The sequence below is a fragment of the Rhodopseudomonas sp. genome (assembly GCF_048594845.1).
In the GTDB taxonomy this organism is placed as follows: domain Bacteria; phylum Pseudomonadota; class Alphaproteobacteria; order Rhizobiales; family Xanthobacteraceae; genus Rhodopseudomonas.
In genome coordinates, this window is record NZ_JBMDXE010000205.1 from 1 (window position 1) to 7,719 (window position 7,719).

7 protein-coding genes are annotated in these 7,719 nt (G+C 65.5%); 4 read left to right on the forward strand and 3 right to left on the reverse strand.

The genetic code is table 11. The annotated features are described in order from the left end of the window. A partial coding sequence (locus tag ACOJTD_RS13195; protein ID WP_420133360.1) for a hypothetical protein occupies positions 1–589 on the reverse strand: 589 nt, incomplete at its 3' end. Between the two features lie 299 nt (positions 590–888). After that, complete coding sequence (locus ACOJTD_RS13200; protein ID WP_420133361.1) at positions 889–2,373, reverse strand: sensor histidine kinase; 1,485 nt, start codon at positions 2,371–2,373, stop codon at positions 889–891. 348 nt (positions 2,374–2,721) lie between these two features. Between ACOJTD_RS13200 and ACOJTD_RS13205 the strand changes: the two genes are divergently transcribed. Then, entirely contained in the window at positions 2,722–4,845 is a 2,124-nt protein-coding gene (locus ACOJTD_RS13205; protein WP_420133362.1) for a DEAD/DEAH box helicase, read from the forward strand. A 182-nt stretch (positions 4,846–5,027) separates the two neighbouring features. On the opposite strand, the gene ACOJTD_RS13210 is transcribed toward ACOJTD_RS13205, so the two are convergent. Next, a complete protein-coding gene (locus ACOJTD_RS13210) occupies positions 5,028–5,234 on the reverse strand; it encodes a DUF2934 domain-containing protein (protein ID WP_420133363.1) in 207 nt (68 codons plus the stop codon). Between the two features lie 178 nt (positions 5,235–5,412). Between ACOJTD_RS13210 and ACOJTD_RS13215 the strand changes: the two genes are divergently transcribed. The 3 genes from ACOJTD_RS13215 (at position 5,413) to ACOJTD_RS13225 (ending at position 7,436) form a co-directional block, all read left to right on the forward strand. After that, entirely contained in the window at positions 5,413–5,751 is a 339-nt protein-coding gene (locus ACOJTD_RS13215; protein ID WP_420133364.1) for a DUF1398 domain-containing protein, read from the forward strand. Between the two features lie 138 nt (positions 5,752–5,889). Then, positions 5,890–6,498 (forward strand): DUF6790 family protein, encoded by a 609-nt coding sequence (locus tag ACOJTD_RS13220; RefSeq protein WP_420133365.1) that lies wholly within the window; start codon positions 5,890–5,892, stop codon positions 6,496–6,498. Positions 6,499–6,773: 275 nt separating this feature from the next. Beyond that, complete coding sequence (locus ACOJTD_RS13225; RefSeq protein WP_420133366.1) at positions 6,774–7,436, forward strand: hypothetical protein; 663 nt, start codon at positions 6,774–6,776, stop codon at positions 7,434–7,436. The last annotated feature ends 283 nt before the right edge of the window (positions 7,437–7,719 follow it).

Sequence of the window (7,719 nt, forward strand, 5' to 3'; positions counted from 1 at the left end):
CGATAACGCCGACTGCAACGACGGTGACGAGGCACAGCGCGAAGCGGAGCTGGGCGTAGCTGTCGGCATGCTGAACAGCGCAGACCATCGGCCCGCTGCGCCAGCCCGCGAGATAGGCCGCGCTCCACAGCGCCGCGGCCATTGGAACGAGCGCCACTAACCGCGCGAGGACGACGACGATCAGCTCGCGCGCAGGCGAAACCGCCTCGCCATTGGCGACCAGCCGCCGGAACCGACGATGCACCAGATCGGCCGGTATGCTGCGATAGCGGACGGCGACGACGAGCGTTGCGGCGGCGATGACGACGCCGAAGGCGATCCGCAGGAGCGCGACGATCTCCGCCGACGCGATCGCGCACAGCCCGTTGGGATTCGGGCCATAGCTGACGAAATACACGAGCAGGACGAACATCACGTAATGCGGCATCGTCCACAAAGGACGCGGCGCGGGATGTCCGGGATCATCGATCCGGTAGATCGTCTCGGCATGCGCGTGGAAATCGAAGCGACGCCAAGCGCTGTCGATCAGGCTCGGAATGTCGAGAAACAGGATCTTCGCGAATGAATTGTGGACGCCGGGGTTACGCATGCCACGCCCCTCCCTGCTACGTATCCTTACCAGGACGTCGTCGTAGCTGGCTCACTTGATACGTCACAAACCGAGCGAACTATTTGTGCGGCCTAACAGTCGCGTGACGTATTGATGCAAGTCAAATACCGATGGGCGTCCGGCAACGGAGATATGTTTAGTCGTGAACAACGGCGACGATACACTGAGCGACGAGAGAACAGACGACGTAGTCACCGATTGATGGCGGCGGGGCGAGTTCGGGCTTGTCGCTCAGTCTCAGGATTCGCAGTGCAACCGCCAAAGAGTCACCGCCGCGACTACGTCCCCGGCCGCTGCGTGGGAATCTCGATTGCGAATGCGGCGCCGCTGTCCTGCTCGATCAGTTCGATGGTGCCGCCGAGGGTCGAGACCACCAGGTTGAAGGCGATGTGCAGGCCGAGGCCGGCATTGCCGCTGTCGCGACGCGTGGTGAAGAACGGGTCGAAGATGCGATCGCGTAGTTCGGGCGCGATGCCGACGCCGCGGTCGGCGCAGACGATGCGCAGTGTCGCCGGATCGGGCTGCGTCGCCGTCACCGTGAAGACGCCGCCGGCGCCGTCCGGATAGCCGTGCTCGGCGGCGTTGAAGGCGAGGATGCTCATCAGCTGACCGAGCGCGCCGGGATAGCTGTGCAGCATGATGCCGGGCGGCGCGCTGACCTCGACCGCGAGGCCGCGCCGCGCCAGCAGCGGCTTCAGCTTGTCGAAGGTCTCTGCCAGCCAGCCCTGCAGCTCGAAAGTGTCCTGCTGTTCGTTGGCGTGATCGACCGCGACCTGCTTGAAGGTGTGGATCATCTCGGAGGCGCGGTGCAGGCTCTGCCAGGTGAGTTGCAGCCCCTGCTCCAGCCGCCCCATGCCGCGTACCAGCTCGGAGCGGCGCACCTGTCCGCTCTCCACCATCTGCGACAGGCCTTTGACGTCGCCCTGCATCGTCGTTGAGGCGGTCAGTGCCAGGCCGAGCGGCGTACTGACCTCGTGGGCGACGCCGGCGACGAGCTGGCCGAGCGACGCCAGCTTCTCGGCCTGCACGAGATGCGCCTGCGTCGCCTGCAAGGCCTGCAGCGAGGTCTCGGCGCGCGCGGTTTCGAGCCGCAGCGCCTCGGTGGTCTCGAACAGCCGGCGGGCGCGATACTCGCGGGCGCCGACCGCGTAGAGCGACAACAGATACGCATTGCCGATCAGGAAGTGATTGATGAAGCCGAGCCCGGTCGGCAGCGACGGCGCGATCCACTCGACGAATGCGAAGGCCAGCCAGGTGGTGACGCAGAACACCAGCAGCGAGCCGACGCGCAGCGGCAGCATGGTGGAGACGAACAGGATGACGATGATCATGCCCGCCGACGCGAAGGTGAAGCCCGACGGCAGCACCAGATACACGAACGGCAGCACGCAGCCGGGGATGACGCAGTACAGCAGCAGGATCGGCTCGGTCCAGCTGCGCGCAAAGGCGATCAGCACGGTCAGCGGCAGCAGCACCAGCAGCGCCGTGCCGCCGCGGATCGCCAGCGTGGTCGGCACCACTTCGGGATACAGCACCCAATCCCAGAACGTGTAGCCCGCATAGGTGGCGGCGCCGAGCAGCATCGCCGCCTGGGTCCAGCGCAGGCTGCCGCGCACGAAAGTCTCGACGAAGCGGAGCTCATCGGCCGGATCCGCGAAGCGCAGCCCGATCCGCTGCATCAGCCGCGCCACCCGCTGCATCAGCGAGCCCGGCTGATCGGCCGCAACCGGCTGGACGACGCTGTGAGGGTCGGAAACGGACATCGGGGCACGGGATGGCGCTGACGATCTGGGCGCGAGCGGCTGAAAACATCCGCGGGCAGCCCGCGCCGCAACCATACGCGAGGTTGCAGAAGCCGGACTAGAGGTAATCTGTGACTGCAGCGACACGGCCCACGGTTCCGCGGCCGGCGGCCGGACCCAGGCCGACGTACCCGTGCCCCGTGCCCGCCGGAGCCCGCGCGGAGGAATGATTGGCGCTTTGGCCCGTCTTGGCTTAAACGTTCCATACCTCCCGTCATCGCCCGCCGTTTTGCGGCCGTGCATCGTCCGGCTCCATTGGAGCCGCCGGGATTTCCCATTCGGCGTCATCGCCCAGAAGGTTGCCTGCCCGTGCCATTCTCGTCTTCTCCCCCGCCGCTCGCGCGAGCTTTGGCGGCCCGCAATTATTCCGAGGCGACGCCGGTGCAGAGCGCCGTGCTGGCGCCCGACGCCGCCGGCCGCGACCTGCTGGTCTCGGCGCAGACCGGCTCCGGCAAGACCGTCGCCTACGGCCTCGCCATCGCCCGCGACCTGCTCGGCGACAATGAGCGGTTCGAGCGCGCTGCGGCGCCGCTGGCGCTGATCGTGGCGCCGACCCGCGAGCTGGCGCTGCAGGTGCACCGCGAGCTCGGCTGGCTGTATGGCGAAGCCGGCGCGCGCGTCGTCTCCTGCGTGGGCGGCATGGATCCGCGCCGCGAACAGCGCGAGCTCGAAGCCGGCGCGCATATCGTGGTCGGCACGCCCGGCCGGCTGTGCGATCACCTGCGCCGCCACCGGCTCGACGTCTCGCAGCTGAAGGCCGTGGTGCTCGACGAGGCCGACGAGATGCTCGATCTCGGCTTCCGCGAGGACATGGAGTTCATTCTCAAGACCACGCCCGAGACGCGCCGCACGCTGCTGTTCTCGGCGACGCTGCCGCGCATGATCATCACGCTGGCCAAGACCTATCAGCAGGATGCCTTCCGCATCGAAGTCGCCGGCCGCGACGGCGGCCACGCCGACATCGAATATCGCGCGGTGCGGATCGCGCCGAACGACGCCGAGCACGCGGTGGTCAATACGCTGCGCTACGTCGAGTCCCCGACCGCGATCGTGTTCTGCGCCACCCGCAACGGCGTGACGCATCTGACCACCGCGCTGCTGGAACGCGGCTTCTCGGTGGTGGCGCTATCGGGCGAACTCACCCAGAACGAACGCACCAATGCGCTGAACGCACTGCGCGACGGCCGCGCCCGCGTCTGCGTCGCCACCGACGTCGCGGCGCGCGGCATCGACCTGCCCAATCTCGGCCTCGTCATCCACGCCGATCTGCCGAACGATCCCGAAGTGATGCAGCATCGCTCGGGCCGCACCGGGCGCGCCGGCAAGAAGGGCATCAGCGTGTTGTTAGTCCCGCCGGCACGGCGGCGGCGCGCCGAGATGCTGCTCAACCTCGCCGGCATCGACGCGGTGTGGGGCACCGCCCCGCAGGCCGAAGAGATCCGCGCGCTCGATCAGCAGCGCATGCTGCAGGACGAGCTGTTCACCGAGGAAGCAAGTGCCGACGATCAGGCACTGGCGCAGACGCTGCTCGCTGAGCGAAGCGCCGAGCAGATCGCGGTGGCGCTCGCTCGCCTGTATCGCGCGCGGCTGCCGGCGCCGGAAGACATTCTCGATCCCGGCGAGCGCGCCCCGCGCGTCCGAGACGAGCGTGCGTCGCGTAGTTCGCGCGACGACCGCGATGGCCCGCGCGAGCCGCGGCCGCGCTCGGCCAAGGCGGCGCAGAAGCATGCGATGCAAGATGGCGTGTGGTTTCGCGCCGCGATCGGCAAGCGCAAGAACGCCGAGGCGCGCTGGCTGCTGCCGATGATCTGCCGCCGCGGCGGCATCACGCGGCAGGACATCGGCGCGATCCGGATTCTCGATACCACGACCGAGTTCGAAATCTCGGCGGCGGCCGCGGTCGATTTCGCCGCGCAGATCAAGCGGCCCGACAAGGACGACAACATCCGCATCGAGCCGTTGATCGGCGCCAAGCCGATCGAGGAGCGCGCCGAGCGGCCGGCGAAAGCTCCGTACGAGGCGAAGCCTGCGCACGAGGCGAAGGCCCCCTACGAGCGCAAATCCGAGCGCGAGACGCGGCGCAGCAAGCGGCCGGACTCATGGTCGCCGCAGATCGAGCCGCTGGCCGATCCGCGCCGCGACAGCCGCGACGACCGACCGCGGAGCAAAAGCTACGACGACCAGCGCGCGCCACGTCACAAGGATGCGTCGTTCGGCAAGGATGGCTTCAAGAAGAAGCCCTTCGACAAGGGCGGCCGCAAGCCGGACCGTGATGGCGACGGCTACAAGCCGGCCGGCTTCAAGCCCGACGGCTTAAAGAAGAAGTCGAAGTCGCGCGACGACAAGCCGGCCTATGTCAGCAAGGCCCGCCGCGCCGATCCATCGGCCAAGAGCCCGGCGTTCAAGAAGAAAGCGAAGAAGTTTCGCGGCTGAGCGCCCGTGAACTCTCTCCGTCGTCATTGCCGGGCTTGACCCGGCAATCCGTCCGCTTTCGCAAAAAGATCCGCCTCAGCGCGCTCCGCGCCGTGCACTCCGCACTACTCATCGCCCGGACGAGCCGGACGACTGCGGAGCGGTGCGCGGGCGGCGTTATGACGTTGCAAGGTTGGTGAGGCTCACGCTGCCTTGCGCTTGCGCGACGAGGTCTTCTTCGCGGCCACCTTCTTCGGTGCGGCGGTCACGGTGGCGATCTGGGTCAGCGACTGCGCCAGCAGTTCGCGCTGCGCGCTCAGCCAGAATGCGTCGGCGTTGCCTTCCGGGCGGCCGGCGTCGTTCCACATATGATAGGCGCGCTCGCGGATCGCTTGGTCCATGTCCTGCATCGGAAACTCCTGTTGCGTTGCGGCGACGATGAACGGGCACGGTTAAGAAATCGCCAATTCGCATACAGCGGAACTGCTACCAATTTCGTCGATCAAATGATCTGATAGCAGTCCAAGCAGCGTTGGTTCACCAGCACGAGTCTCGCCGAACGCGCTGCGGGCGGCCGAAGACGACACCATGACCTTCCCGCAGATCGTCGGCGCATTGATCGACGCCGGTCTCGAGAGCTACGCGATCGACTTCCGCCGCGCCACGGCGATCTATTATCGCCCGACGGCGACAGCATCGAGCTGCCGACGCTGCGGCACGAGGGCCCGGTCGCGACAGCGTTTGACGCCCGACGGTGCAGGCCGCGATCCGCGACGTGCAGCAACTCTGCACGGCTACAGCTATGCGGGCTTCTGCCGCCGGGTGATGGCGGCCGGCTGCGCCTGTGATGTGGTGTCGCTCAGCGGACGCCGCGCCGTGTATCTCGGCCGCACCGCCGAACTTCACGTCGAGCACTTCACCGCCTAGCAGAGCGCCCTCGCCCGGCGATCGTCCGGCGGATCGTCGCGCTTCATTGTTGCTGCTCGAATGGGTGCTACCATCACCCCCCATCCCGCCGCTTCAGCTCCGTTGCGGCGAGCCTCACCACCAAGCGGAGAACACGGCGTGGCGGAACTGATCAAGGCGACCATCGTCTTCGTGCTATCGAATTTTTCCTTGAGCTTCCTCGTGATCGGCCTGTTGTTCGCGCTGGTCGCGGTCGCGCGTGCACCGAAACCGCTGCGGTTCCATGACGTGATCGAACGGCTGCTGGCCTGGCACGTGTTCTGGTCGATCGGCGTCTGCTTTCTGTACAACTTCGTGATGCACGGCTTCTTCGGCAAGATGTCCGCGGCGTTCATCGGCTGGGCCGACAGCCCGTTCCAGTTCGAAGTCGCCACCGCGAGCCTCGGCTTCTCGGTCGTCGGCTTCCTCGCCGCCTTCCGCAGCTTCGACCTCCGCCTCGCCGCCATCCTCGGCCCCAGCGTGTTCAGCCTCGGCGCCGCGATTGGTCACATCTACCAGATGCTGACGCAGCACAATTTCGCCGCGGGGAATGCGGGGGTGGTGTTCTACACGGATATTGGCATTCCGGTGATTGGCGGGGCGCTGTTGTGGCTGTGGTGGCGGAGCCGAAGCGATCCCTCTCCCACGGCCAACGAACTGCTTGCGATGCCGCAGGACGACGGCGAGTTTTCGCGCGAGGCCATGCGGATGCGCGATCCTCAGCTGTGACGTGCCTGATCGCCGCCGGACGTTGTTCGGGCCACGCGAGCGACGTGCCATCGTAGGGCGGGTTAGCCGAAGGCGTAACCCGCCGAACGACCGCTGGGCTTGTATCGGCGTAATGGCGGATTAAGCTGCGCTAATCCGCCCTACGGGCCAAGATGCTTCGCTCGCCCGGGCGACCATGCACCCCGCTCACAACAAGTGATCTGCTGCGGCATTTCCGCGACGAGCTTGTGACTGGTAGACGTGCGGAAAACGAGCGTCGGGGTTTGGGGGGCAGAATGCACGAGGAAGATGCGCGTCAAATACGCCGGAAATCGTGGTGCGCTGAGCAACTAGAGTTTGTCCATCGCCTTTGTACAAAGGCGCTGGTTCTTTCGCCATTCGCTGTTGTCGTGCTGTTCTTTGTAGTGGCGGTGTCTGCGCACGTTTTCAAGCCTACCGCGGTCAATTTGGGTATTCCGCGATTGCTATGGAAGCAACGCCAGTTCATGGCCGGTCGCCTGGACCGCGGACACATCGAGATGCTTTTTGCGACTTTTGACGTCGTGATTGTATGTATTCTGTTCCTTGCAGTTGTTCGAGTGCTGACTGGAGTGTTTTCGAATGACGCAATTCGGATTGCCGGTGAGAGGCTTGAAGCGTGGAAATCTGGAGGGCGGTCGACTCTGTCGTTTATCTTCGCCGCGCTAATGCTTGGGCCGATTGCGACATTCGAGTCATTGAATTTCGAAATGGTGATGTCGGCAGATTCGCTTCGGTCGCTCTCGATTGCATTGCCGATGGGCTTTGTTTGTCTGATGGCATTCATGTTCTGTGCTGGTGTTTTGTTCTCGACAGAAGGCGTTATGGCGCTCGTCTATTTGGTCTCATGGTTGGTTCGTGGCCTGATAAGGAAAATCAATAAGGTGATCCAAAGAGAGGGGGCGCATGAAGATGGCTAGCACGAGTGTATATGGGGCGAGTGCTGCTACTCAGCAGGCCGTCACGCAATCGAGACTCCCGGATGTCGCTTCGCTCACCCGGGCTACTATGCGATGATCGCTCCCTCGTCGTCCAACCCTCGTTCGTCATTCCGGGGCGCGCGTGCCGCGCGCCCCGGAATGACGGACGAAAGGCGGGCCTCGGACATCCAAGGTACACAGCAGAAAGCCCCGGAGCATCGCTCCGGGGCTTGTCGTTCTCCGATGGATGACCGGGTCAAGCCCGGCCATGACGGCGTGAGTA

What these genes read in the sequence shown, in the direction of transcription:
- ACOJTD_RS13200 (WP_420133361.1), bottom strand. Translation starts at nt 2,373, where the DNA reads ATGTCCGTTTCCGACCCTCACAGCGTCGTCCAGCCGGTTGCGGCCGAT.
- ACOJTD_RS13210 (WP_420133363.1), bottom strand. Translation starts at nt 5,234, where the DNA reads ATGCAGGACATGGACCAAGCGATCCGCGAGCGCGCCTATCATATGTGG.
- ACOJTD_RS13215 (WP_420133364.1), top strand. Translation starts at nt 5,413, where the DNA reads ATGACCTTCCCGCAGATCGTCGGCGCATTGATCGACGCCGGTCTCGAG.
- ACOJTD_RS13225 (WP_420133366.1), top strand. Translation starts at nt 6,774, where the DNA reads ATGCACGAGGAAGATGCGCGTCAAATACGCCGGAAATCGTGGTGCGCT.